This is a genomic window from Mucilaginibacter panaciglaebae (genome assembly GCF_039539265.1).
Classification (GTDB): domain Bacteria; phylum Bacteroidota; class Bacteroidia; order Sphingobacteriales; family Sphingobacteriaceae; genus Mucilaginibacter; species Mucilaginibacter panaciglaebae.
Window position 1 is genome coordinate 55,702 of the sequence record NZ_BAABCV010000005.1, and the last position, 22,319, is coordinate 78,020.

Consider the following 22,319-nt stretch of genomic DNA (forward strand, 5'->3'; position numbering starts at 1 on the left):
CTAAGTATAATTTATTTACAACAGGCTTGGTAAAAAGCCACCAAATTTTTGATCACTACATTGATGTCGTGTTCTTTTTCGGCCAGCAGGCGGGCATTTTTGCCAAGCCGGATGCAAAACTCCTCATCGCGAATACATCGTTGTATGGCATCGTAAAACTCATCGCGCGTGTTAGCTATCAGGATATCGTGCCCGTTGGTAAAGTTAATGCCCTCGGCTCCTAAGGATGTAGATATAATGCATTTTTGCATGGCCATACCCTCAACGATCTTTACCCGCATGCCTCCACTCGATAGCAGCGGAACGATCATGATAGACTTACTGTTTACAAATTCCAGGGCATTGTCCACTTCGCCCTGAATAAAAATTTTGCCTAACGCTTCATAATCATCAAAACGCTCCGGGATATCGTTACCGGCTACATACAGTTTTACGGGCAGGTCGCCGCTGGTGATATCATTTAAAAATGATTCTAAAAACCACTCCACGCCTTCGCGGTTGGGCAGCCAGTCTAACGATCCGAGGAAAAATAAACTTGGGAACTCCGTTTTCCTGCTATCGGGTTTATACTTCTCCAGCCGCAGGCCCACCGGCATAATCTCAATAGGCACTTCAATACCATAGTCTGTCAAGGTGTTTTTATCCTGACGGGTAAATACGGTGATGGCATCAAACTTATTGAGTTGCTGCTGCTCGTAATTTTTAATACGGCGGGCATGCATCCTCAGGTATGATTTTTTAAAAGGGTCAATTTTTTGCTGCGATAGTCGCCACCATATCTGGTTCTCGATATTGTGTGCGCGATAAACCAGCTTGGCGTTTGAATGCTTCCGTACTGCGGGCATATACAATGACATAAATAGCCCCTCAAATTGTATAATATCGTACTCGTTATTACGCAACTCACGAGTCAGCAAGGTTTCAAACCCGGGGTCAAAATACCGGTCGACATTGAAAGATGTTTTACTAAACAAGTTAACGGCCACCCCGACCATGGTAACTGTGGTATCGATATCATAAGCGCGGTAATTGATCTTACCCATTAAATCCTCATCGGGCAGGCTGCTGTCATGGCTGTTGCGTTTGGCGTTTAAAGCCACCAGCGATACTTCATGCCCCTCATTAACCAACCCTTTTATGGTGTTGGCTACTACAATAGCGTAACCGCCATTTTGCGGGAATGGAACACGATGGCTTAGTATCAGAATTTTCAATGGATGACGGGTTTTACCAAAAATAGTATTCTGAGGTTATAGTATCAAGGCACAAAATGCCTGTAATGATAATATTAGCGTAATATTACAGCACTTGTATCAGCACGCCATCGGTTTCAAGGCTAACACTGAATGAGCGGCGGTGATAGGTGGTATAGCCATTCTTTAAAATGCATTGACGATGTTTTAAAGTGCCATAGCCTTTATTGTTATGCCAATCATATTCAGGATGCTCTGCGGCTATCTGTTTCATATAATCATCGCGATAGGTTTTAGCAAGGATAGATGCCGCAGCTATGCTGAAATATTTGCCATCGCCCTGTACCACACAGGCATGCGGAATAGTAGGGTGTTTGTTAAAGCGATTGCCATCAATAATTAAAAACTGCGGCTGCAGATGCAGTTTCTCAATGGCCCGGTGCATAGCTAAAAATGAGGCATTGAGGATATTGATCTCGTCTATTTCAACATTATCAACCGAAGCTACTGCATAGGCTATTGCCTTTTGCTCAATTTCGGCACGTAAGGTGTATCGTAATTCTTCTGCAATAAGTTTGGAGTCGTTTAGTAGCTCATGCTCAAAGTCATGCGGCAAAATAACAGCAGCGGCAAATACCGGCCCCGCCAGGCAACCGCGACCGGCTTCGTCGCACCCTGCCTCTAATAATTCATGCTGGTATCTGGCTAATAACATTGACTCTTTAAACGGTAATCACAAAATTATTATTTTAATGAGCGAGGTTTTTAGTGATTTATCAACAACCCGCTCTAAATCTTCCCCACAAGGGGAGACTTTTTGACTAGTGTTGTCTGAAGCCTTCCCTTCCGCGGAGGGTTGGGAGGGGCTGCTGCTCATTCTTAAAATATTCTCAACGTCAAAATAGTAATATCATCAATGGGTTTACCCTTGATGCCCGTGTTAAGGTGATCCATCAGCATTTGATTGAAATTATCGGGCGAGAGCTCACCATTTTCAGCAACAAAATCGATCAAGGTATCTTCATTCCATACTTTATCGCCATACGGTTCGAAATCAAGCAAGCCGTCAGTATAGTTCACCATCATAGTGCCGGGCTCAATATCAATCTCTCCCTCGTTTAAAAACGGCAACTGGTCAAAGGCCCCGATCATGGTCGTGCCCAGCTTAAGTTGAATGACCTCGCCTTCTGAATATAAAATAGTGGCGTTATGGCCGGCGTTAATATAGTTAAGCTTACGGGTTTGCTCATTGTATTTGGCAATAAACAAGGTAATAAAACGCTCGCCCTGGGTATTTGAGACCACTTTTTTGTTCAGGCGGTCAATGATATTGGTCAAGTCGTCTTCTACCGCAGCCCATGCATGCAAACTGGCCTGAAAGTTAGCCATCAGCAGAGCGGCCGATACACCTTTGCCGGATACATCGGCGATGCACCATAAAAACTCGTTTTCATTAAGGCGAATAAAATCATAATAATCGCCGCCAATATTTTGATGCGGAAGGTACTTGGCGCCAATCTCCACGCTCTCATCTTTATGCATCCGCACCGGGATGAGCATGTTCTGTACTTCGGCGGCCAGTTCCATTTCGCGCTGAAAACGCTCGGCCTGTAAACGTTCGCGGAAAAGTTTTTTATTCTCCAGCGCCACTACCACCACGTTAATCATAGTCTGAATAAAATTCAGATCGTTATTTAACATTTCGCCGGATGTATTGAACTCGCCTATAAGCGCAAATGCCAGCGCTTTGCTTTTGTGGTAAATAGGAATAAAGTAATCGTATTTTTTAAGGATGGGGTTGGTATTGCCCGCCAACGATTCGGGCGCCTTAATTTTATTTAGTGTAAGGCAGGCTTTATTGAGCGCCCCCACCTGTTCAAAGTCGCCCCCGTATTTGGAGATACAGGCGTAAGTTCTGTCCTTCTCAATCAGGAATCTGAAGGTACCCACTTGCAGGTAATTTTGCAAAATCACTTCAAGCATCTGTATCAATACAGGTGTTCCGGCGTTCTTATTGATAGCCCTTGTTATCTCTAATAAAGAGTTTAACTCCGACTGCCTTTTTAACAGTAGCCTGATTAATTCGTCCTCGCCTGACGAGGGTATATTGTTTTGCATTGTTGGGTCTCGGAAAGACTAAATTAGAGAAAAAATATAATTTAAAGACGAGTGCTTGCCGATTTTATGTCAAAAGCATCGCGTAAACCTACGGTTACCAGGTTAAAGGCATAGACTATCAGCATGATAGCTAAGCCAGGTGTTATAGACAAGTAAGCCGAATCCATGATGATATAACCATAATGTTCTTTAATCATACTGCCCCAGGTTGGCATCGGCGGCTGCGCACCAAATCCCAAAAAACTCAGGCCGGCCTCCAATAAAATTGCCGACGCAAAGTTAGATGACGCCATTACCAGTATAGGCCCGGCAATATTAGGCAAAATATGTCTGCGGATTATACGGAAATTGGTATAACCTAACGATCGGGCAGCCTCGATATATTCGGTTTGTTTTAAGCTGATAACCTGGCCGCGCACCAATCGCGCCACATCTACCCACATAGATAGCCCTACGGCTATGAATATTTGCCACAAACCCTTGCCTAAGGCAAATGAAATAGCAATAACCAACAACAGCGCAGGCAGCGCCCACAGAATATTCATCAGCCAACTTAATGCGGCGTCAATCCATCCGCCAAAATAACCGGCTACAGCGCCTACGGTTATGCCGATGACCAGACTGATAATAACGGCCATTAAGCCTACTGACAAAGAAATGCGGGCGCCCAGTATTAGCCGGCTCAGCATATCGCGGCCGTAAATATCTGTGCCTAACCAAAATGTTTTATGAATGATATAAGTTGATGTATCCTGAGCAATTGGCGGCGGTGAGCATACGTATGTTTTGGTCTCAGGCTTGTCTTCGTCGCCAATGTATTCATCAACGGTGATCTTATTGCCCGCAATTTTATAGCCGGTAATAGGTAAATCCTGATAAAGCGCCGGCTGTCCGTACAGCATTTTGGTGAACAGACTGACTGTATCGATATGCTCCGCTTTTTTAAGCCGGAGCATTATGAAGGTTGAGCCCGGTTTTTTAATGCTAAGCTGGATAGTTTGGTTGTTGGCCTGTGGGGTAGAATCTGGCATGATAACATACCCCAGAATGGCCACAATCACACAAAACACAATAAACAGCAGACCCGCAACCGCAAATTTATTGCGCTTAAAAACCTTCCAGGTGCGTTGTGTTGGAGTTAAATCAGCCAAAGTGCGTTCTGTTTGGCTAATATAATACGATTGCATGAATTGTCAGGCAAGCAGCCGCCGAACTTGACATTAAATAAACAGCCCCAGGGGTTACTTTACCAGCCGCCCCTTCCATTGGTATTTTCGGCTGGGCCCCATTAAACCCAGGTAGGCCATATAAATTACGTGCAGAGGCGCTACAACAAGGTATAGCCGCAGTAGCCGTGTGCGGTTAAAGAAGGAGCATATTGGGTATAGGTATACAACTTCAATAAAACATTTAAGCACAAATTGAGTGATGAAAACCTGGAAGAACGCCTGATTGAAGAAGCTCAATAAAAGGCTAATGAGCATAGACATATTGAAGAGCCATATCATAACGGCAAATGCAATTACTTTTTTGTCTTTGTACTTGGTTGATTTTGAAGCCCAGCGGCGGCGTTGCTGCAAAAATGATTTTAAGTTACTCTTTGCGTGGGTATAAACAACGGCGTCCTTATAATTGAGGAAGCCGATCTTTCCCGGGAAATGCTCGGTCACCTTTTGAAGTAACAACTCATCATCGCCCGATGCAAGTTCGTCGATCCCGGTAAAACCACCTACTTCGTAAAATATGTCTTTACGATAAGCCAGGTTGGCGCCATTGCAGGTCCAGGCGCGTTTGTTGCCAATAAATGAAGCTCCAACGCCAATCAGGAACGAAAACTCAAGTGTTTGCAAACGCTCAAACAGCGATTTTTCCTCGAAAAATATAACCGGCGATGAGATCATGACCGGCTGCCCGGCTTCATAATAGCCAACAACCGATGACAACCATTTCGGCCCCATACGGCAATCGGCATCGGTAGCTACCATCAACTCTCCGGTAGACATGCCTATGGCTTTGGCGATAGCTTTTTTCTTATAGGAGTTTAGCGGCTCCGCTTCGTTGAGCTGTAAAAGCTTAACACCGCGATTGGCATAACCGGCTATTATTTTAGCAGTGTTGTCAGTCGAATGATCGTCTACAATTATTATTTCGGTTAATTCTTTTGGATAATCCTGCGCCAGAATGTCTTCGATCGTTAAATGAATGCGCTCTTCTTCATTTCTGGCAGCAATCATTACCGTTATTTTAGTTTTAAAATCACCGGTTTTTACTATGGGCCGCTTCAGGTTAAACCATCCTTTAATAAGATAGAGCAGCAGCAGCAGATACCCGCCGGTGAGCAATGCACAAATGACACTATATATTGCGATCAAAGAATTTTAAGTTAAAAATGAAAACGGAGCCTAAAATAGCGGGAATAATTAAATTAATAAGCCAGATGGATGTAAAAGCTGCAATAACAGCTACCTGCTGGCTTGTAACATAAGCAAATAACGTGGCCGAAGCAGTAGCCCGTACTGGTACATCCAACAGGTCGAGCGAAGGCAATGCCGATTGAACAAAGAATACGATAAACACCATCAGTATTACATCCACAAAAGCAATTTCAGGAATCACCAGGTGGATAACCAGGTAATACTGAAACGAAAAGATAAAAAAGCGGGTTAAGCAAAAACACATAATTTTTACCAGTTCTGAAAACTCATACGCGCCCATAATATCAAAAAAACGGTGGTACTTCCGCAGGAATGATATGCTGTTTAACAGTCTGACCAGCCACTTAATATTGAAAAACGCTATCAGAAAAAAGGTCGAGAATGCAAGCCCGACAAGAGTTATCAGCGTTAATATCCACCCGTTAAGATGTAAAAAAGTATAGCAAAACCATATCAACGCAGCCGACCCAAGCACATTGGTAATCACATTTTGGCCAAATGAGCCCACTGCCATGGCAAATACGCCATGTATGCGCTTCCGGGGCGGCAAGAACATTACACGGCCTCCATACTCACCAATTCTGTTGGGGGTGAAAATGGCCCATGTCAATCCGCAGAAAACGCCTTCAATGCATTCCCACAAACTTACCTTGACCAGCTTGCGGGTTAGATACTGCCATTTCAGGCATTCCACCAGCCAGTTAGCCAGCATTAGCAGCACCACAACTGACATTACTATAGTAACCTCTTTATGGCTAAGCCGGGCAATCGCATTTTGAAACTCTTTTAAGTTATTGCCTTTGATTAAATACTGGTGGTAGATAAAAACAAATGCTAAAACCAGTATGGTGGCCTTAAGCAGGTAAGAAAAAAACTTTTTAGCGATAGAGGTTAACAACAGCTTAAATTTTTGTGCAATGTTACAAAAAAACCAGGCAAGCGGTTAGTTTGCCTGGTGTAACTATACAAATAGATGGTAGTATTGTTTGGTAGTAATGAAGTTTAGAGCGCCATCTCCTTTTTCAAGAACTGACCTGTAAAACTGTTTTTCACCTTACATAAACCTTCGGGAGTGCCGCTATACAGAATGGTACCTCCCCCCGATCCTCCTTCAGGCCCGAGGTCGATAACATGGTCGACCACTTTAATTACGTCCAGGTTGTGCTCTATTACTAATACAGTATTGCCTTTGTCAACCAGTTGATAAAGCACCCCTAACAGTACGTTAATATCTTCGAAATGTAAACCGGTTGTCGGTTCATCTAAAATATAAAAAGTATTGCCGGTATCTTTTTTAGAAAGCTCGGTGGCCAGTTTAACGCGTTGCGCCTCGCCACCCGATAGGGTGGTTGACGATTGGCCCAAACGAATGTAACCCAAGCCTACATCCAACAACGTTTTTACTTTGCGGTAGATAGATGGAATATGCTCGAAAAACGGCACAGCGTCCTCGATGCTCATGTCCAGCACGTCGCTGATAGATTTGCCTTTATAGCGCACTTCCAAAGTTTCGCGATTGTAACGCCGGCCGCCGCATTCCTCACAAGGCACCTGCACGTCAGGCAAAAAGTTCATTTCTATAACCTTCATACCCGCACCCTGGCAGGTTTCGCAACGTCCGCCTTTAACGTTGAAAGAGAAGCGTCCCGGTTTATAACCGCGGATCTTCGATTCGGGCAGCGCTACATACAGATTACGGATATCAGAGAAAACCCCCGTATAGGTAGCAGGGTTTGATCTCGGCGTCCGGCCGATAGGCGTTTGATCGATCTCAATTACCTTATCGATATTATCCAGTCCCTCTATCTTATCGTAGGGTAAGGGCTGTTTTTTAGCTCTAAAAAAATAATGATTCAATATTGGGTATAAAGTCTCCGCAATCAGGCTGGATTTGCCGCTACCCGATACCCCGGTAATACCTATGAGCTTACCCAATGGGAAATCAACACTCACCTTTTTAAGGTTGTGGCCGGTAGCTTTTTTAAGTGACAGCAACTTACCATTTCCTTCGCGACGCTTTTTAGGCACTGCAATTTCTTTTTCGCCGTTGATGTACGATGTGGTCAACGTATGCCGCGACATGAGTTCGGCAGGCGTGCCCTGGGCTACTACTTCGCCGCCATGAACACCTGCTGCGGGGCCCATATCAATCACATGGTCGGCTTCCAGGATCATATCTTTATCGTGCTCAACCACCAGTACCGTATTCCCCAGGTCGCGCAGGTTTTTTAAAGCATTGATGAGGCGCTCATTATCGCGTTGATGCAGGCCGATGCTTGGCTCGTCCAAAATGTACATTACGTTCATTAGTTGTGAACCTATCTGCGTAGCTAAACGAATGCGTTGCGCCTCGCCACCCGAAAGGGTTTTCGCCGTACGGTCTAATGTCAGATAACTTAGCCCCACATCCATCAAAAACACAATACGGGCGCGTATCTCTTTTAAAATTTCTTTGGCGATAACGTTCTGGCGCTCAGTCAGCCTGTCCTCAAGGTTTTCAAACCATTGCTGCAGCGTGCGGATATCCATGCAAGCCAGCTCGAATATATTTTTATTGCCGACCTTAAAGTTCAGCGACTCTTTTTTCAGTCTTGCACCATCACAAACCGGGCAAGTTTTAAGTACGCGGTAATTTTCCATGTCGTCCATACCTTCGTCGCCGCGACGCTCCTGCTGCTCTTCGAGCATACGGATAATGCCATCAAAAGTGATCTGATAGCTCTGGACGTTCCACTTATTATACTCAACAGCAACGGTTATCATGTCCTGGGTGCCGTTCAGGATGATATCCAGCTTTTCTTTTTCCAGTTTTTCTAACGGAGTAGACAAAGAAAACTCATACTTTTTAGCCAGCGCCTTCAACACCTGGAAGATCCAGGTTTCGCGGTACTCGCCCAGTGGCGCCAGGCCCCCGTTCAGAATACTTAGTTTTTTATTGGGGATAACCGAAGCCTCATCAACCTCAAAAATATAACCCAGGCCGTTGCATTTTTCGCAGGCACCATAAGGCGAATTGAATGAGAATGTGTTTGGCTGTGGTTCATCATATGATATACCCGAAACCGGGTCCATGAGGTATTTACTAAAATAAGCCACGTTATTATCCTTATCGGCAATGCGGATAATGCCTTTGGCAATTTTTAAAGCAGATTGGATAGATGTATACAAGCGCTTGCTGTTCTCTTCATTGATTTGCAAGCGGTCGACTACGATATCAATATCATGGATCTTATACCTGTCAAGTTGCATTTTTGGTTCAACATCGGCAATAGCACCGTCGATCCAAACTTTTAGATAGCCTTGTTTGCGTATTTGCTCAAACAATTCGCGGTAATGGCCTTTACGGGCTTTTACCACCGGCGCCAGAATATTTACGGGTTGGTCCTTGAATTTTTCGGCAATCGTTTTCAGGATCTGGTCCTCACTCATTCGCTCCATTTTCTCGCCGCTCACGTACGAATAAGCATCCGCAGTACGGGCATACAGCAAACGCATAAAGTCATAGATCTCTGTGATCGTCCCAACGGTCGACCGCGGGTTTTTGCTAGTGGTTTTTTGTTCAATGGCAATAACCGGGCTCAGGCCGGAAACTTTATCAACATCCGGGCGCTCCATACCGCCCATGAACTGGCGCGAGTAAGCCGAAAACGTTTCCATGTAACGGCGCTGCCCTTCGGCGTAAATAGTATCAAACGCCAGCGACGATTTGCCGCTGCCACTAAGCCCCGTAATCACAACCAGCTGGTTGCGCGGAAAAGAAACATCAATATTTTTTAAGTTATGTACCCGTGCGCCGTAAACCTCAACTTCACTTTGCTCGCCCAGATCTATATGTTTTTCGCTCATGTATTATAATTAGTGAACTTTGTAATGAGTGATTGAGTGGATGAGTGATTTTTTTCTTCTTTTTTCTCCGTCTTGTCATTTCAAGCAGCCCGGGAATCTATACGTGCGTTAAGCAGCAATAAGTGCAGATGTAAAACGACAACCTAAATAAATTAACTAAAAAAGTAAGCGATAGTTTCAACAATCACTCATTCACACGATCGCTAATTCACTCATTGAAATTAGCCTGCAAAGTTAGTGAAAAAAGCCCGATCTGCAGACTGCAGACCGGGCTTAAAGTGCTCCGTAATAAAATTTTACGCTTAGCTGTTAGTTGTAAGCAAAAAATTCTTTAGGCTGTAAATAGTTGTCTTTGGGTTTTAAATAGCTGTAGTAATTGTCGTAACCATATTTTTTTGGGTGATCAATTATCGCTTTCATAGCAATCAGGTTATACACATAACTGCCGGTTTCGCGATTAAGCTTCATTCTGAAATAATTATCTTCACTTTGGGTTCTGATGGCTTTAGCTAACTTAATTGAACCATTATTGTAGGCGGCCGCAGCCAAAGTCCAACTGTTAAACTCATTGTGCAGGTCGCGTATATACTTGCAGGCAGCAATGGTTGCTTTACGCAGGTTAAGGCGCTCGTCAACACCGTGGCTAACTTTTAATCCGTAAGTACGTGCGGTGCCCGGCATAAACTGCCAAATGCCCCGGGCGCCTTTTGATGATGTCCCTTCTTTCAGGCCAGATTCAACTAAGGGCAGGTATTTAAAATCAAGCGGAATCCCGTAGGCCTTTAAAATGGGCTCAATTATCGGAAAGATTTTCTCGGCTTTGATTTGTAAAATGTGTGATTGAACATTCTTGTAAGTGTGCCTTTTTATTGAATACTGCATTTTGCGGTACACTTTAGCACTTGCAGGGAGCGATTCGTTGGCAAAGCTGTACTCCGTTTTCCCCGCGGCACTATAATTGAGATAAGATACAAATCTGGGGGCTTTTAGTGCCGGTGCGGGCGCCGGTTTTACAAAGGCAACACTGTAGATGTTGAGCTTTAAAATGACTGCCAGCACGAGGATTACGGAGCACGTAATAAAGTGTTTTTTAATCATTTCTTTTTAATTTAATGAACAATCCATTTGGTAAATGTTGTACAAAGGTACGGTATATAAGTCAGATTGTCAAACACTTACCACCCCCTTAGTGTTTTGAGAATTTTAAAATAGTTCAAAAATCGCACTTTAACTGCGTTTAAACCAGCTTTTTGGACCGTTGAAAAAAGTTGAGAAAACAGGCATGTAACCACCGAAAAATCGTACCTTTGGGGCTCACGCTGCGAAAGCGCAAACTAAAAAACTATGGTGTCTAAAAGACCAGAAAACAACCGCAACGACCGGCCTAAAAGACCAGCCGGAGCATCAAGAAGTGCTGATAGCAAAAGATCATCTTCACGCCGCGATAACGAGTCAAGAAACGCGGATAAATCAAACAACAAAACGTCCGGAAAAAAATACAGCAGTGGCCCCGCCGCTGAACGCAGTTCTTTTTCATCTGGCGCAGCCGATAAAAAAAGCTTTGCCCCGCGTAAACCTTATTCGGGCCGGCCAACCGGTGATGACGACAAACCCAAAAGAGGCTATGGCGATCAGGCTGGCGAAAAGAGGGGCAGAAGCAAACCCTATTCAGGCCGCCCCGTAGCTGGCGATGACCGCCCCGCAAAGAGAGGCTTTGATAATGATGCTCCTAAAGGACGCAAATTTGCCGGCGACGACCGCCCGGCAAAAAGAGGTTTTGATAATGATGCTCCCAGAGCGCGCAAATTTGCCGGTTCAAAACCAACAGGCGACTTTAAAAAGCGCGAAGGCGATAAACCATTCCGTAAAACGTTTGACAAACCCGCTTTTGACAAACCGTACCGCGATAAGCCTGCCCCCGGCAAAACGCTTCGCCCTAAAAAATCAGCTCCTAAAAAAGAAGACGATCACCTGATTCGCCTGAACCGTTATATAGCTAATGCAGGTATATGCTCGCGCCGTAAGGCTGATGAGCTTATTATTGCAGGTGTGGTATCAGTAAATGGTGTGGTGGTTAATGAGCTGGGCCTGAAGGTTGACCCAACCAAAGACGAAATACGTTACAACGGCGAAACTTTGAAGCGCGAAAAGAACGTTTATGTGCTGCTGAATAAACCAAAGGATTATATCACCACTACCGACGACCCGCAAGAGCGCCGCACCGTGATGCATCTGGTTGAAAAAGCCAGCCGCGAGCGTATTTATCCTATCGGCCGTTTAGACCGTAATACTACAGGCTTGCTGCTCATGACCAATGACGGCGACCTGGCCGATAAGCTTTCGCATCCGCGTAGCAACATTACTAAAATTTACCAGGTTGAGTTGAGTAAAAACTTAACCCAGGGCGATTTGAATAAATTGCAATTTGGTGTTGAGCTTGAAGACGGTGTAATTAAACCAGATTCGGTAGCCTATGTTACCGGCGGTACTAAAAAAGAAATTGGCGTACAGATACATAGCGGCAAAAACCGTATTGTGCGCCGTATGTTTGAACACCTGGGTTATGAGGTAGTGAAACTTGACAGGGTTGTTTATGCAAACCTGACGAAAAAAGACCTGCCGCGCGGACGCTGGCGCTATCTGGAAGAAAAGGAAATTATACAGCTAAAACACCTGATTAAATAAAATATTGGCCCCGCAATTGCAGGGCTTTTTTTATGGATTTTGCTACCTTGCGTTATAAACCATTGCGTAGCATCCTATGAAAAATTTACTGTTAGTTATGGCGCTGATATCTCCTTTAGTTTCTTCGGCTCAGAAGAAGGCTAAAACCGGCCCAAAGGTGTTTGACCTGGTAATAGGTACTTATACCGGCACCGATGCTAATGCAAGCAAAGGTATATATGTGTATCGTTTTTATGCCGAGCGCGGTGAGGCTGCCTACCTGAACGAAGTTGAAACCGATAATCCATCATTCGTAGCAGTAACTAACGACAATCATTTTGTTTATGCCGTAAATGAAAATAATGCTGACGGGTCTGGCGGCGTGAGTGCTTTTAAATTTGATAAGCAAAGCGGCAAACTTGAGCTTATCAACGCTCGAAAGACCAAGGGTTCGCCTGCGCATATTAGTGTAGATAAAGAGCAAAAAAATGTATTCGTATCTAATTATGGCGGCGGTAACCTGCAGGTTTTTCCAATAAATAAAGATGGCTCATTAGGTGTCGCAAACCAAACGATACAAGACGAGGGCAAAGGACCCGACCCTATGCGTCAGTCGGAGCCTCACGTACATTCGGCATTTTTGTCGCCCGACGAAAAATATTTAATGGTTTCAGACTTAGGTTTAGATAAGATCAACATTTATCGTTACAAGGCATCAAAGGTGCCGTCACTAACTCCGGCCGAGCCTGCATTTGTAAGCACCGCCGGTGGCAGCGGTCCGCGTCATACCACATTTTCGCCCAACGGCAAATTCATGTATAATGTGCAGGAAATGAAGGCAACTATTACTGTATATACCTATGACAATGGAAAGGTAAGCGAGATCCAGCTGATCAAAATGATGCCGGATAGCTTTACCGGCGTCAATGGTGCTGCGGATATTCACATATCGCCGGATGGCCGTTTCTTGTACGCCAGCAACCGCGGTACGGCTAACCAGATCGTAGTTTTTGCTATAGATCAGCTAACCGGTAAACTAACACGCGTGGATGCTTACTCAACTGTCGGCGATAATCCCCGCAATTTTATGATCGACCCAACCGGACGTTTCTTGCTGGTAGGCACCAGCCGCCGTATCTATGTTTTTGTGATTGATAAAGCCACCGGCCGCCTGATGCAAAATCGCGAAGCTATCGATGTGGCTTCGGCAGTTTGTTTAAAAATGGTGCCGGTTGAGTAAAGGAATTAAAGCATAAGCCTTGTGCGATTCCCCTCTTGAGTGGGATCTTTTTTGGCGGTTACTATTTAATTCAACACAGCTTTTTTACTACGCTGCGTAAGCAAATAATCGCCCAACAACAATACGGCTACTGCAACCGCAGCCAATACATAAGTGGCAGGCACTGCCTGTAGTTGATTAATTACTGATGTTATACTGCTGTCGCCAACAGCAGCATTCGAAGGAGCAGCGTCTGGCAATACGACAATGGTTAAAACGGTAAGCGTAAATACTGCAGTTATGACATACCAGGCTTTTTTGGTAATAATTGGCCGGATAGTGAAAGGCTTAGGGTTGACGTTGATCTGCCGCATTACGGCGGCCGTAAAATCAAACGAAGGCCCCTCGGCCGGATGCTGCTTTAGTAGTACTTTTAAAGTCGTTTCGCGCACGGTATCCCCCTCGATCATCTTCATCACCGATTCGGTAAAACCTTCGGCAGTTTTATCGGCATCTGCTTGTTTAAGCAATTGCTTTAGTTTGTCGTCTTTATCAGTCTGCATAATTTCCCTCCAATAAAAATCTCAAATCTTTCTCTAACACTTTACGCGCCCGGTATAATTTAATTTTAACATTGGGCTTTGATAACCCGGTGATCTCTTCGATCTCTTTTATTGGCAGATCGTTAATATAGTACAGTGTTACTAATAATGCGTCAATCTCCGGCAGCTTTTGTATAGCCGCCCGCACTTGTTGTTTTACCTGACGGGCATGTAATAACTCAAATTGGCCCGGTAAATTGTCGGGCATTTCATGTTGTTCTTCATTAAGAGTAATAGTTGAAACCTTGTTCTCCTTTAACCTTGTTATAGCCGTACGGTAAGCAATAGTATACAACCAGGTCGAAAATTTTGAGTTACCCTGAAACGAATGGATCTGCTGATACGCCTTGATAAAGCAATCTTGTGCCAGGTCCTGAGCGTCATCGGCATCGCGCAGTATTTTGAGGCTGATGCTGTAAACCATATCCTTGTATTTATTGACAAGGAACGCGTACGAAGCCGGATCGCCGTTCTTAACTTTATCTATATAGTACCGGTCTTCTGCAAGCTCCATTGCTAATGAGACAGAAAATTGAAACGTTTGGTTACAATAATAAATTTAAAGCTAAAATGTATACCGTCAATTAAATAATATAACCATTTGATAGATAAGTGCTTGCGTATATGCTGCTTGTATTTATAAAAAATAAATTATATTTTTGTATTAACACGCTCACCCCGCTTCCCGTCAGATCAGCGCGCTTAGGGTGGGCATTTTCTTTTTGTAGTCTAACCTAAATGCCGCTAATCCCTTATAGTAAACCGGCTTTAACACTTGCTCAACAATTACAGCAACTAAAAGACCGAGGCTTAATTATTGAGAATGATGATAAAGCAAAGCATTTATTAGAAAATGTAAGCTATTATAGATTGAGTGGTTATTGGTATCCATTTATAAAAGAACCAAAGTCTGCGCATCAATTTAAACGGGATGCATCTTTTAATCAAGCTTTTCGTCTATACTGTTTCGATAGAGAATTACGAAAGCTGGTAAATTCTGAATTAGAAAAAGTTGAGGTCGCTATAAGGGCCAAGATGATTTATATTTTGGCCCATCAGTATGGCCCGTTTTGGTATTCAAATAGTGCTTTATTTGCAAACCATAGTAAATTTAGTAGTACGCTTAGTGCGCTCCAAAAAGAGTATAATAGAAGCCGGGAAGATTTTGTTTTGGCATTTAAAGTAAAATATAGCGATCCCTTACCGCCCAGCTGGATGATTTTTGAGATAGCATCATTTGGTGTTTTATCTCACTTATACGAAAATCTAAAACCAAGCAGACAAAAACGTGAAATTGCACAATACTTCGGCCTAGATAATACTACTTTCACATCCTGGTTGCATAGTATAGTTTATATCAGAAACTTATGTGCTCATCATTCCAGATTGTGGAATAGAAGATTAAGTGTTGCTCCGAATCTACCTTTAAATACCCATAACCAATGGCTAGTGGTAACTACCAAATCTGATACACGAACGGGCATAACGTATGCTATTAATAATAGTACTTATTACGTGTTGTCAATGATCTTATATTTTGTTCAAACCATAAATAAGGAAAGTAAATTTAAACGTAAGATATTAAGGTTATTAAACAAATATCCTGCTATTGATCCCGCAGCAATGGGCTTTACCCGTAATTGGAAGACCGAACCTTTATGGATTGAAAAAAGTTTATCTTTTAAGATCAATCTCCTTCTTAATGATTTATTTTAAATATTTTGTATCCGGATGATGGTGATTACTGTCATATAGGCAAGCAGCTGAAAACAGCTACATTTAAAATTTAGAAATCATGCACGAAGTAACCAGAGACTGTATAGTATCCTTAGCCGCGTTTGCCGCCATATTTGGCATAGCTTACGTTTTTTTAATGACCCGCCACCGCGAGCGCATGGATATGTTAGAACGTAATGTACTTACCAACCCTTTCCACCGACCGCAATATGGCTTGGCTACCCTTAAATATGGGATGCTTTTGGCAGGCATTGGTGTAGGCTTTATTATGGGCTGGGTATTATATACCTATTGTGAGATGGATCAGGCACTGGGTGTTATATCAATGGTATGCCTGTTTGGCGGTTTGAGTTTAATTATCAATTACCTCATCGTCCGTAATAAATATAACAATAAAGACTAACCCTTAACCAGCTGCACGTCTGCAGCAATAACCCGCAGATTTATTAACCGGTTGAAAAGCGTCTTTCGGCGACTTAATGGAACCCCTTTGTCAAAAAACTATGAAGAAACTTAACCTTAAAACCCTTTTTATATTACTGCTGATGATTTGCAGCTTCACGGCTTTTGCGCAGGACAAAACCCTGAACGAGGTATCGGTAAAAGCACAGAAAACGCCTATAAAACAGGAAGCCGACCGTATTACCTACGAAATGCAGGCCGACCCTGAAAGTAAAACCAGCAATGTCCTCGAAATGCTGCGCAAAGTACCTTACGTTACTTTGGACGCTAACGAAAATATTATGCTCAAAGGTAACACCAGCTTTAAGATATTAATTAATGGCAAACCATCAAGTATGGCAGAGCGCGACCCTAAAACCATTTTGCGCAGCATCCCGGCATCCACCATACAACGTATCGAGGTTTATACCACTCCACCGGCTAAATACGACGCCGAAGGTTTGGGCGGTGTCATCAACATCGTCACCAACAAAAAACTGGTTGACGGTTATAATGGAACAGTTAATTTTAATGGCCGCTTTCCCGGCGGACCGGGCGTCGGCACTTCGTTTTCGGCTAAGGCCGGCAAATTTGGCATATCTGCTTTTGGCGGCGGCAGTTTGAATGATAATCCGCTAACGACAAACAGCAACAAACGTACTGCCACCGGAGCCAGCCCAAGCTTTCTTGATCAGCAAGGCAACAATAAATCAAACGGGAAAAATGGTTATGTGGGCGCCGAGCTTAGTTATGAGATCGATTCGCTGAACCTCATCTCCGCCCAGTTTAATATTAATGGCAGCGGCGCTAACGGTGTAGGTAACCAGGTAAGTTTACTCAGCGGACCCCTGGGCATTATTAACGGCTATTATCTGCAAAACCATAACAGCAATAGTGGTGACGGCCTTGATGCATCCCTGAATTACCAGATAGGTTTTAAAAACATCAAAAACAAGCTGCTCACCTTTTCATACCGCTATTGGCGATATAACAATACATCCGGGGCAAACATTGCTACAGCCAACCGAATCAATTATTCTACCCCCGATTATAATCAGGACGACACTACCTCTTCATCAGAGCAAACCGCGCAGGTTGATTTTGTGCAGGCATTTAAAAAAATCACTGTTGAAGCGGGGGTTAAGGCCATCTTCCGAAAAAACTCGAGCGATTTTAATTATAACTCGTTTAACACTGCTACTAACCGTTTTGAAAACAATACGGCTTTGTCCAATAACTATCGCAGTACTCAAAATATCCTTGCGGCCTATAATACCTGGGGATATAACGCCAGGGCGTTTAGCTTAAAGGCAGGTTTACGTGTAGAACAAACTTTTACCAATGCTGATTTTGTTTCGACCTCAACAGCCGCGCAGCAACGCTACCTGGATGTTATACCGTCCATAGCATTTAATTTGCCCATTAATACTTTAAGCAGCTTCAATGCCGGTTTCTCGCAGCGCCTTAAGCGCCCGGGCATTAACAAACTAAATCCATTTGTTGATCGTTCCAATCCTAATTTTGAAACCTATGGCAACCCCAATTTAACAAGTGTGGTTATATCAGATGTCCGGGTGGGTTACAGTCTCTCGGGCAAAGGGAACCTGAACATCGGTGTATTTTATGACTTCGGCAAGGGGCTGGATTTGCCGTTGTCTCATTATGACCCGGCAACCAACATTACTTACACTACCTACAAAAATAACGGCGACGTAAAAGGCTTGGGTAATTTTGTAAATATCAATTATCCAATAACCAAACAACTCAATTTTGGCACCAGTTGTAATTTAATGTTTTTTAGCCTTACCGGCGATGCCGACGGCACCGTAAAGACCAACCACTTTACCACCCTGGGCATATACAATACATTGGGTTATACCTTTGCCAATGGCTGGCGCGCTAATGCCAACGTAGATATAAATGGGCGAAATCCAACCGGCTTACAAGGCTCTACAAACGGGGTGATCAATACCGGATTAAGCATTAACAAGCAGCTTATTAAAAACCAGCTGGTATTTTCGGCAGCAGTGCGTAATCCGTTTAATAAATACAGATACACTATTACCACAACAACCGGCGCCAATTTTACGCAAACGCAAACCGACCAAAGCTATTTCAGAAACTTCACGGTCAGTCTCAACTATAACTTCGGTAATTTGACGAACACGGTTAAGAAAACCAAACGCAGTATTAATAACGACGATGGCGTCAGATAGCGCAGATTTTAAGGGCACTATTTACTATCTTGCAGGTGATAAACCAATTACCTGCTTAACCATGAAAAAAATATTTGCTATACTGCTGGCGCTGCCTTTGCTGAGCCTGGCACAGAAAACCGCAAAAACGTACGACCTGTTATTAGGCGGCTATACAGGCACTAATGCCGGTAAAGGTATAGCCGTTTACCGCTTTGATACACAAACCGGAACGGTAAATTTTTTAAACCAGTTTGAGGGCGTTGATAACCCCGATTTTTTGGCCATTACTAACGATAGCAAATTTGTATACTCCTGCAATGTAGACCCTAAGGGAGCAGAGGCACAAGTTAGCGCATTCAGGTTTGACAAAACCAGCGGCAAATTAGAATTAATCAACAAACAACCTGCCGGTGGTATTAACCCCGTGCATATTATTTTAGATAAGGATGGTAAAAATGTGATGATATCACACTACAGCAGTGGAAGCCTTACTGTATTGCCGGTAAATAAAGACGGATCGCTGGGGCCGGTTTCGCAAACTATTCAATATACCGGTTCCGGTCCGCACAGAAATCAGAAAGGGCCGCATGTACATTCGGCCATGCTTGCCGACAATGGGAAGAAATTGTTAGTGGCCGATCTGGGTACAGACCATATCAACATTTATAATTACGACAGCAAAAAACAACAGCCCATTATTACTGAAAACGCAACAGCCGAAATGACCGGCCCGGGCGACGGCCCGCGCCACATGGAGTTTTCGCCGGATAGGAAGTTTTTATATGTGATACAGGAGCTGAGTGCTTTTGTACGGGTTTATAAATATGATAATGGCAAACTTGCTTTTATACAGGCAATAAATATGATGCCGGCCGATTTTACCAAAAACAGCGCCGCCGATATTCACCTGTCGCCTGATGGTAATTTCCTGTACGCGTCAAATCGCGGCGGGGCTAATAATATTGTGCAATATGCCGTGGATAAATCGGATGGTAAACTAACCTTTGTCGATAAATTTGATGTAAGTAAGGCCCCGCGGGGTTTTACTATTGATCCTTCAGGCAACTATCTGCTAAGCGCCGGGCAGGAAGGAAATACGATCAATATTTTTAAAATTGACAAAACAAACGGTAAACTTGCACTAACCGATAACAAAATTGATATACCGCAAATAGTTTGCCTGAAGTGGGTATCGGTCGACTAAAAAAATGAAGAAAATAATCGCAGCGCTGCTGGTTCTCTTGGCAGCAGGTGTAGCCTCTGCACAAAACCATAAAGCAAATGATGCACAGGCCGCCAAATTTGTAAAGTATTATAATGCCGGTAAGCCGGATAGCATTTATACCCTGTTAAGCAATGCCGGTAAAGCTAAAGTGCCACTGCCGGGAGTAAGTAGTGCTGTTACGCAATTAAAAGGGCTTTTAGGTGACCTGGTAAGCCAGGAATATTACCAGGCGGCCCCTAATGGAGGCGACACCTATGTGGCGGTTTTTGAAAAATCGGGCCCGGTGCTGTATTTAAGTTTCAGTAAGGAGCACAAGTTAACCGGCTTTTTTACAGATGTTGATAAACGTGTAAGTCCCGGATCTGTAGCTATTAAATCAGCCGGTGCTGACCTCAGGGGTACGCTGACTGTTCCTAATGGCACAGGCAAAGTCCCGGTTGTGTTGATCATAGCCGGCTCAGGCCCTACCGATCGTAATGGCAATACGGTGCAAATGAATATCAGGCCTAACAGCTACCTGTTATTGGCCGACGCCTTTAAGCAAAGCGGCATTGCCACCTTACGTTACGATAAACGCATGGTTGGCCAAAGTACAGCAACAAAACCGCAGGCTCAAACCACATTTGACGACATGATTAATGATGCCATAGCTTGCATCAGGTTTTTAAAGGCCGATGGCCGTTTTTCTAAAATTATTATAGCGGGCCACAGCGAAGGTTCATTGATTGGGATGATAGCCTGCCAGCGCGAAAAAGTTGATGGCTTTATATCATTGGCGGGCCCGGGCTTCCCGCTCGATCAGGTTTTGAAGCAGCAAATAAAAGCAAATGGCACTGAGCCTTCCTATAGAAGGGCAGCGCCAATAATTGATAGCATTAAAGCCGGGCAAACGATAAAGCAAAAATTGGAGCCGGGTTTTGAAAATCTTTTCGGCGCGTCTTTACAGACTTATATGCACTCGCTTTTTCAATATAAGCCCCAACAGGAACTGGCCAAAGTAACGGTACCCGTATTAATTGTTCAGGGCACTACAGATATTCAGGTGGGCCTTGCAGATGCACTTGCATTAAAAAAAGCAAAACCCGATGCCAAGGTTCAAATTGTAAATGGCATGAGCCATATCCTGAAAGAAGGCCCGGAAGACAGGCAGCAAAACGCCGCAACTTATTTAAAGGCCAATTTGCCCCTGCATCCCGAATTGGCCCCTGCATTGGTTAATTTTATAAAAAGCGTCAAATAATTAAAAGATTTCGGCCCATCATTCGTCTGCACTGATTATGTACAATACTTTGTTAGCCTTACACTCGCTTACCCGCTGGCTGGTTTTAGGTAGCATGGCCTTTGCATTGTTTCGTGCTTATCGTGGCCGGTTGCTTAAAAAATCTTTTTCAAAGACGGATAATATTGCCCGTATAGTCTCGGCGACAGCAGCCCATGTGCAATTGGTATTAGGCGTAACTTTATATTTTATAAGCCCCATTGTTGACTATTTCCTGCATAACTTCAGTACAGCAGTGCACGAGCGTTCTATCCGTTTTTTCGGCATGGAACACATTACCATGATGCTGATTGCCATTACGCTGGTCACTATTGGTTCGGCGAAGGCAAAACGCAAACCTGCCGATCAGCAAAAATTTAAAACCATGGCTATCTGGTATACTATAGCTTTTGTCATTATTTTTCTGTCAATCCCGTGGTCTTTTTCACCCTTTACCAGCCGACCCAACTTTAGACCATTATAGTCAGTCGCTTTCTCTAAACATTCGGCAACAAAAAAGCAGCCGAAAAGGCTGCTTTTGATACGCGATATATTTGATCAAGATTACGCTTCCAGTAATTCGTCCAGGTTTTCCAGCCCCATAGAAAATCCTTCTTTGAAACCCATTTGAACAATTTTCTCCAGATCATCCTCGTTAGCAAAAGAAAGCGTGATTTCTACCTTAGAACCCGTATCTGTCGATAAAAAACGATTATCCCAGGTCATAGTCGGAAAGTTAGCGTCTATGGCCCCTTCTTCATTGCAAAAATTCGCATCGGCAACAAAGTTTTTTCCTGGCTCTATCGTCTGAAAGCTAACCTTGCACCAGGCTTTTTCACCGTTCGGCCCCGCCATGCAATATAACCAGTGCCCCCCTTCGGTAAAATCCATGGTTTTGGTAATGGCGCGCCATGGTCTGGGAGCCCACCATTTATCAAGCTGCTCAGCCTCGGTCCACGCCCTCCATACTTTTTCAACCGGTGCATTAAAAGCACGGGTGATATTTAATTTCCTGTTTGAAATGTCTTTTAAAATTTCGGTTTTGTTTGTCATAATGATTGTTTTAAAGATCTTTTAATACGTTGTCTAATTGGTCAAAGCGGTCCTCCCATATCTTGCGGAAAGTGTCCAGCCATTTGTCTACTTCTTTCATTTTATCGGCATTTACGTGATAGTATATTTCGCGGCCATTTTGTTTTTGAGTCACGGCCTCGCACTCAGCCAGTATTTGAATGTGCTTTGATACTGCTTGCCTGCTGGTATTAAAATGCTCTGCTAACGCATTGGGTGTCATGGCATGTATAGCCAGCAGGGCTAAAATAGCTCTGCGGGTTGGGTCGGCAATGGCTTGAAAAATATCTCGTCTCATTTTATCTGCAACTG

20 protein-coding genes are annotated in these 22,319 nt (G+C 43.7%); 8 read left to right on the top strand and 12 right to left on the bottom strand.

The window, feature by feature from the left end; all coding sequences use genetic code 11:
• Positions 1–11 precede the first annotated feature (11 nt).
• The 8 genes from ABD772_RS08015 to ABD772_RS08050 all read right to left on the bottom strand — a co-directional run bounded on the left by ABD772_RS08015 (position 12) and on the right by ABD772_RS08050 (position 10,690).
• The gene (locus ABD772_RS08015; RefSeq protein WP_345102654.1) at positions 12–1,214 is read right to left on the bottom strand and encodes a glycosyltransferase family 4 protein; all 1,203 of its coding nucleotides are present in this window, start codon (positions 1,212–1,214) and stop codon (positions 12–14) included.
• Positions 1,215–1,299: 85 nt separating this feature from the next.
• Positions 1,300–1,908: a ribonuclease HII gene (locus ABD772_RS08020; protein WP_345102657.1), complete on the bottom strand. Its 609-nt coding sequence runs from the start codon at positions 1,906–1,908 to the stop codon at positions 1,300–1,302.
• Positions 1,909–2,072: 164 nt separating this feature from the next.
• Positions 2,073–3,311 carry a PP2C family protein-serine/threonine phosphatase gene (locus tag ABD772_RS08025; RefSeq protein ID WP_345102660.1) on the bottom strand — a complete coding sequence of 413 codons (1,239 nt, stop codon included), beginning with the start codon at positions 3,309–3,311 and terminating at the stop codon, positions 2,073–2,075.
• 41 nt (positions 3,312–3,352) lie between these two features.
• The gene (locus ABD772_RS08030) at positions 3,353–4,498 is read right to left on the bottom strand and encodes an ABC transporter permease (RefSeq protein ID WP_345102663.1); all 1,146 of its coding nucleotides are present in this window, start codon (positions 4,496–4,498) and stop codon (positions 3,353–3,355) included.
• Between the two features lie 54 nt (positions 4,499–4,552).
• The gene (locus ABD772_RS08035; RefSeq protein ID WP_345102666.1) at positions 4,553–5,683 is read right to left on the bottom strand and encodes a glycosyltransferase family 2 protein; all 1,131 of its coding nucleotides are present in this window, start codon (positions 5,681–5,683) and stop codon (positions 4,553–4,555) included.
• Positions 5,667–6,644 carry a hypothetical protein gene (locus ABD772_RS08040; protein ID WP_345102670.1) on the bottom strand — a complete coding sequence of 326 codons (978 nt, stop codon included), beginning with the start codon at positions 6,642–6,644 and terminating at the stop codon, positions 5,667–5,669. The genes ABD772_RS08035 and ABD772_RS08040 overlap by 17 nt, the downstream gene beginning before the upstream one ends.
• 104 nt (positions 6,645–6,748) lie before the next feature.
• Positions 6,749–9,592, bottom strand: a complete 2,844-nt coding sequence (uvrA, locus tag ABD772_RS08045; protein ID WP_345102673.1) for an excinuclease ABC subunit UvrA — start codon at positions 9,590–9,592, stop codon at positions 6,749–6,751.
• A gap of 309 nt (positions 9,593–9,901) precedes the next feature.
• Positions 9,902–10,690 (bottom strand): lytic transglycosylase domain-containing protein, encoded by a 789-nt coding sequence (locus ABD772_RS08050; RefSeq protein ID WP_345102675.1) that lies wholly within the window; start codon positions 10,688–10,690, stop codon positions 9,902–9,904.
• A 246-nt stretch (positions 10,691–10,936) separates the two neighbouring features.
• On the opposite strand from ABD772_RS08050, the gene ABD772_RS08055 reads away from it, so the two are divergent.
• Positions 10,937–12,277 carry a pseudouridine synthase gene (locus ABD772_RS08055; protein WP_345102676.1) on the top strand — a complete coding sequence of 447 codons (1,341 nt, stop codon included), beginning with the start codon at positions 10,937–10,939 and terminating at the stop codon, positions 12,275–12,277.
• A 76-nt stretch (positions 12,278–12,353) separates the two neighbouring features.
• A complete protein-coding gene (locus ABD772_RS08060) occupies positions 12,354–13,496 on the top strand; it encodes a lactonase family protein (protein ID WP_345102678.1) in 1,143 nt (380 codons plus the stop codon).
• A gap of 65 nt (positions 13,497–13,561) precedes the next feature.
• On the opposite strand, the gene ABD772_RS08065 is transcribed toward ABD772_RS08060, so the two are convergent.
• Together ABD772_RS08065 and ABD772_RS08070 are read right to left on the bottom strand one after the other, a co-directional pair.
• Complete coding sequence (locus tag ABD772_RS08065) at positions 13,562–14,038, bottom strand: hypothetical protein (protein WP_345102680.1); 477 nt, start codon at positions 14,036–14,038, stop codon at positions 13,562–13,564.
• Positions 14,028–14,591: an RNA polymerase sigma factor gene (locus ABD772_RS08070; protein ID WP_345102682.1), complete on the bottom strand. Its 564-nt coding sequence runs from the start codon at positions 14,589–14,591 to the stop codon at positions 14,028–14,030. The genes ABD772_RS08065 and ABD772_RS08070 overlap by 11 nt, the downstream gene beginning before the upstream one ends.
• Before the next feature lie 224 nt (positions 14,592–14,815).
• On the opposite strand from ABD772_RS08070, the gene ABD772_RS08075 reads away from it, so the two are divergent.
• The 6 genes from ABD772_RS08075 (at position 14,816) to ABD772_RS08100 (ending at position 21,420) form a co-directional block, all read left to right on the top strand.
• Entirely contained in the window at positions 14,816–15,793 is a 978-nt protein-coding gene (locus tag ABD772_RS08075; protein ID WP_345102684.1) for an Abi family protein, read from the top strand.
• A gap of 79 nt (positions 15,794–15,872) precedes the next feature.
• Entirely contained in the window at positions 15,873–16,217 is a 345-nt protein-coding gene (locus tag ABD772_RS08080; protein ID WP_345102686.1) for a DUF6249 domain-containing protein, read from the top strand.
• 100 nt (positions 16,218–16,317) lie between these two features.
• Positions 16,318–18,471: an outer membrane beta-barrel protein gene (locus ABD772_RS08085; RefSeq protein ID WP_345102688.1), complete on the top strand. Its 2,154-nt coding sequence runs from the start codon at positions 16,318–16,320 to the stop codon at positions 18,469–18,471.
• A gap of 61 nt (positions 18,472–18,532) precedes the next feature.
• The gene (locus tag ABD772_RS08090; protein WP_345102690.1) at positions 18,533–19,657 is read left to right on the top strand and encodes a lactonase family protein; all 1,125 of its coding nucleotides are present in this window, start codon (positions 18,533–18,535) and stop codon (positions 19,655–19,657) included.
• Positions 19,658–19,661: 4 nt separating this feature from the next.
• Positions 19,662–20,918 carry an alpha/beta fold hydrolase gene (locus tag ABD772_RS08095; protein WP_345102692.1) on the top strand — a complete coding sequence of 419 codons (1,257 nt, stop codon included), beginning with the start codon at positions 19,662–19,664 and terminating at the stop codon, positions 20,916–20,918.
• Positions 20,919–20,955: 37 nt separating this feature from the next.
• Positions 20,956–21,420: a hypothetical protein gene (locus ABD772_RS08100; protein WP_345102694.1), complete on the top strand. Its 465-nt coding sequence runs from the start codon at positions 20,956–20,958 to the stop codon at positions 21,418–21,420.
• 80 nt (positions 21,421–21,500) lie between these two features.
• On the opposite strand, the gene ABD772_RS08105 is transcribed toward ABD772_RS08100, so the two are convergent.
• Together ABD772_RS08105 and ABD772_RS08110 are read right to left on the bottom strand one after the other, a co-directional pair.
• Complete coding sequence (locus ABD772_RS08105) at positions 21,501–21,989, bottom strand: SRPBCC family protein (RefSeq protein ID WP_345102696.1); 489 nt, start codon at positions 21,987–21,989, stop codon at positions 21,501–21,503.
• 10 nt (positions 21,990–21,999) lie between these two features.
• Positions 22,000–22,305, bottom strand: coding sequence for an ArsR/SmtB family transcription factor (locus ABD772_RS08110; protein WP_345102698.1), 306 nt, complete (start codon positions 22,303–22,305; stop codon positions 22,000–22,002).
• Positions 22,306–22,319: the final 14 nt, after the last annotated feature.

Excerpts from the sequence above, each read along its gene's own strand:
- ABD772_RS08065 (WP_345102680.1), bottom strand. The coding sequence starts at position 14,038 with ATGCAGACTGATAAAGACGACAAACTAAAGCAATTGCTTAAACAAGCA.
- ABD772_RS08100 (WP_345102694.1), top strand. The coding sequence starts at position 20,956 with ATGTACAATACTTTGTTAGCCTTACACTCGCTTACCCGCTGGCTGGTT.
- ABD772_RS08110 (WP_345102698.1), bottom strand. The coding sequence starts at position 22,305 with ATGAGACGAGATATTTTTCAAGCCATTGCCGACCCAACCCGCAGAGCT.
- ABD772_RS08055 (WP_345102676.1), top strand. The coding sequence starts at position 10,937 with ATGGTGTCTAAAAGACCAGAAAACAACCGCAACGACCGGCCTAAAAGA.
- ABD772_RS08105 (WP_345102696.1), bottom strand. The coding sequence starts at position 21,989 with ATGACAAACAAAACCGAAATTTTAAAAGACATTTCAAACAGGAAATTA.
- ABD772_RS08075 (WP_345102684.1), top strand. The coding sequence starts at position 14,816 with ATGCCGCTAATCCCTTATAGTAAACCGGCTTTAACACTTGCTCAACAA.
- ABD772_RS08080 (WP_345102686.1), top strand. The coding sequence starts at position 15,873 with ATGCACGAAGTAACCAGAGACTGTATAGTATCCTTAGCCGCGTTTGCC.
- ABD772_RS08050 (WP_345102675.1), bottom strand. The coding sequence starts at position 10,690 with ATGATTAAAAAACACTTTATTACGTGCTCCGTAATCCTCGTGCTGGCA.
- ABD772_RS08090 (WP_345102690.1), top strand. The coding sequence starts at position 18,533 with ATGAAAAAAATATTTGCTATACTGCTGGCGCTGCCTTTGCTGAGCCTG.
- ABD772_RS08060 (WP_345102678.1), top strand. The coding sequence starts at position 12,354 with ATGAAAAATTTACTGTTAGTTATGGCGCTGATATCTCCTTTAGTTTCT.
- ABD772_RS08095 (WP_345102692.1), top strand. The coding sequence starts at position 19,662 with ATGAAGAAAATAATCGCAGCGCTGCTGGTTCTCTTGGCAGCAGGTGTA.
- ABD772_RS08070 (WP_345102682.1), bottom strand. The coding sequence starts at position 14,591 with ATGGAGCTTGCAGAAGACCGGTACTATATAGATAAAGTTAAGAACGGC.
- ABD772_RS08085 (WP_345102688.1), top strand. The coding sequence starts at position 16,318 with ATGAAGAAACTTAACCTTAAAACCCTTTTTATATTACTGCTGATGATT.
- uvrA (WP_345102673.1), bottom strand. The coding sequence starts at position 9,592 with ATGAGCGAAAAACATATAGATCTGGGCGAGCAAAGTGAAGTTGAGGTT.
- ABD772_RS08025 (WP_345102660.1), bottom strand. The coding sequence starts at position 3,311 with ATGCAAAACAATATACCCTCGTCAGGCGAGGACGAATTAATCAGGCTA.
- ABD772_RS08020 (WP_345102657.1), bottom strand. The coding sequence starts at position 1,908 with ATGTTATTAGCCAGATACCAGCATGAATTATTAGAGGCAGGGTGCGAC.
- ABD772_RS08030 (WP_345102663.1), bottom strand. The coding sequence starts at position 4,498 with ATGCAATCGTATTATATTAGCCAAACAGAACGCACTTTGGCTGATTTA.